The organism is Microbacterium sp. CPCC 204701 (assembly GCF_004010105.1).
Classification (GTDB): domain Bacteria; phylum Actinomycetota; class Actinomycetes; order Actinomycetales; family Microbacteriaceae; genus Microbacterium.
Map to the genome: position 1 here is coordinate 1 of NZ_RRYE01000431.1, position 2,373 is coordinate 2,373.

The 2,373-nt window shown below is 68.9% G+C and carries 3 protein-coding genes; all 3 read left to right on the forward strand.

What is annotated here, in order from left to right:
- Positions 1-18: 18 nt before the first annotated feature.
- Entirely contained in the window at positions 19-933 is a 915-nt protein-coding gene (locus tag EIO58_RS16395; RefSeq protein ID WP_342447990.1) for a carbohydrate ABC transporter permease, read from the forward strand.
- A complete protein-coding gene (locus EIO58_RS16400) occupies positions 930-1,769 on the forward strand; it encodes a carbohydrate ABC transporter permease (protein ID WP_127820379.1) in 840 nt (279 codons plus the stop codon). The genes EIO58_RS16395 and EIO58_RS16400 overlap by 4 nt, the downstream gene beginning before the upstream one ends.
- Positions 1,770-1,812: 43 nt before the next feature.
- Positions 1,813-2,373: ROK family protein (locus tag EIO58_RS16405; RefSeq protein WP_127820380.1), on the forward strand; the 561-nt coding region annotated here is incomplete at its 3' end.

Consider the following 2,373-nt stretch of genomic DNA (forward strand, 5'->3'; position numbering starts at 1 on the left):
CGCTCAGCCTCGCCGCCGCTGCCGGAGCCCGCGCCGCCGCGCCGCCGCCGCTTCTCGTGGGCGCCGCTCGCGCTGCTCGCGCCCGCGCTCATCATGCTCGTTGTCTTCATCGGCTGGCCGCTGGTGCAGCTGGTGATCATGTCATTCCAGGAGTTCGGCCGCGCGCAGATCTTCGGCGCGCCGCCCGAGTTCATCGGCCTCGGCAACTACATCGACGTGCTCACCGACCCCGAGTTCTGGGCGGTCCTGGTGCGCAGCATCGCGCTGTGCGTTGTGAGCGTCATCGCCACGATGGTGCTGGGCGTGGCGATCGCCGTCATGATGACCAAACTCGGCAAGGTCATGCGCACCGCGCTGTCGAGCGCGCTCCTGCTGGCCTGGGCCATGCCCGCACTCACCGCGACGATCGTGTGGGGCTGGATCTTCGACTCCGACTACGGCCTGGTCAACTGGGTGCTCACCCAGCTCACCGGCGAGAACTGGATGGGCAAGAGCTGGCTCATCGACCCGGTGAGCTTCTACGCCGTCGCCGCGATCATCATCACGTGGGGCGCGGTGCCGTTCGTGGCGTTCAGCACCTACGCCGCCCTCACGCAGGTGCCCGACGAGGTGCTGGAGGCGGCAGCGCTCGACGGCGCGGGCGGGTTCGCGCGCTTCCGCCTCATCGTGTTGCCCTACCTCCGCTCGATCCTGCTGGTCCTGCTGATCCTGCAGGTCATCTGGGACCTCAAGGTCTTCGCACAGATCTTCGCGCTGCAGTCGATCGGAGGCATCCGCGCCGACACCAACACGATCGGCGTGTACATCTACTCGGTCTCGATGGCGTCGGGCGATCTCGGCGCGGGCGGCGCGATCTCCGTCATCCTCGTGGTGATCCTTCTCGCGGTGTCGGGGTACTGGATCCGCGCCATGCTCAAGCAGGAGGAATCATGAACGCGCGTCCTCGTCGCCGGGTTTCGAGGGTGCTCCTCAACGTCGCCGCGCTCGTCGTGATCGCGGCATCCCTCTTCCCGGTGTACTGGATGGTGAACACGTCGCTGCTGCCGGCGTCGGCGGTGCAGACGCCCACGCCGCACTGGTGGCCCGACGAGTTCACCCTGAGCAACTACGCAGACGCCCTCAACGATGGGCTGGCGACGGCGCTGCTCAACTCGCTCGCGGTCACCGGCATCACGCTGGTGGCAGGACTCTGCTTCGGGTTCCTGGGGGCGGTCGCGGTCTCGCGGTATCGCTTCCGTTCGCGCAAAACCCTCATCATCGCGATCCTGGTGCTGCAGATGATCCCGGCGGAGGCGATGATCATCTCGGTCTTCCGCGTGCTCGATGGCTGGCACCTGCTCAACACGATCATCGGCTTGAGCTTCGTGAACATCGCCCTCGTGCTGCCGTTCGCGATGTGGTCGCTGCGCGGTTTCGTCAACGGCGTGCCCGCCGATCTCGAGGAGGCGGCGATGATCGACGGTTGCAGCCGCTCGGGAGCGTTCTGGCGCATCACGTTCCCGCTGCTGGCGCCGGGCCTCATCGCGACCGGCGTGTTCGCGTTCATCCAGGCGTGGAACGAGTTCGTCTTCGCGCTGGTGATCATGACGCGGCCGGAGTCTCTCACGCTGCCGATCTGGCTGCGGGCGTTCGTGCAGGCCACGAGCGCGACGGACTGGGCGGTGGTGATGGCGGCCTCGACCATCATGGCGGTCCCCGTCATCGCGTTCTTCCTCATCGTCCAGCACCGCATGACCGGCGGTATGGTGGCCGGGGCGGTCAAGGGCTGATGCGCGAGTTGCACCCAGCCGCCTCTCGTAGGGAGGTCGGCCGATGAAGGTCGGGCTCGATGTCGGCGGTACGAAGATCGAGGCCGTTGCGGTGGACGGCGACCTGCGGGTCGTCGGGCGGGTCCGCATCCCGACGGGATGGGGGCCGGAAGCCGTGACCCGCACGGTCGTCGAGGCGGTCCATGCGCTCGGCATCGAGGCGGGAGTCGACCTCGCGGAGGTGCGGTCGGTGGGCGTCGGCATCCCCGGCCAGATCGAGGCCGGCAGCGGCCGCGTCGTGCACGCCGTGAACCTGGGTGTCGAGGAGCTCGACCTCGTCGGGGCGGTCGAGCCGCGCCTGGGCGTTCCGGTGCGGATCGAGAACGACGTGAAGGCAGCGGCGCTCGGCGCATACGCGCTGCGGCGCGGCGCGGAGCTCTCTTCTCGGTCGATGGCCTACCTCAACCTCGGCACGGGTATCGCCGCCGGCATCGTCTCGGACGGTGTGCTGTGGCGCGGCGCCCGGGGCACGGCCGGCGAGGTCGGGCACATCTCGGTGGACCCGCGCGGCCCGCTCTGCCGCTGCGGGCAGCGCGGCTGCATCGAGGCGTTCGCCGGGGGCGGC

Excerpts from the sequence above, each read along its gene's own strand:
- EIO58_RS16400 (WP_127820379.1), top strand. The coding sequence starts at position 930 with ATGAACGCGCGTCCTCGTCGCCGGGTTTCGAGGGTGCTCCTCAACGTC.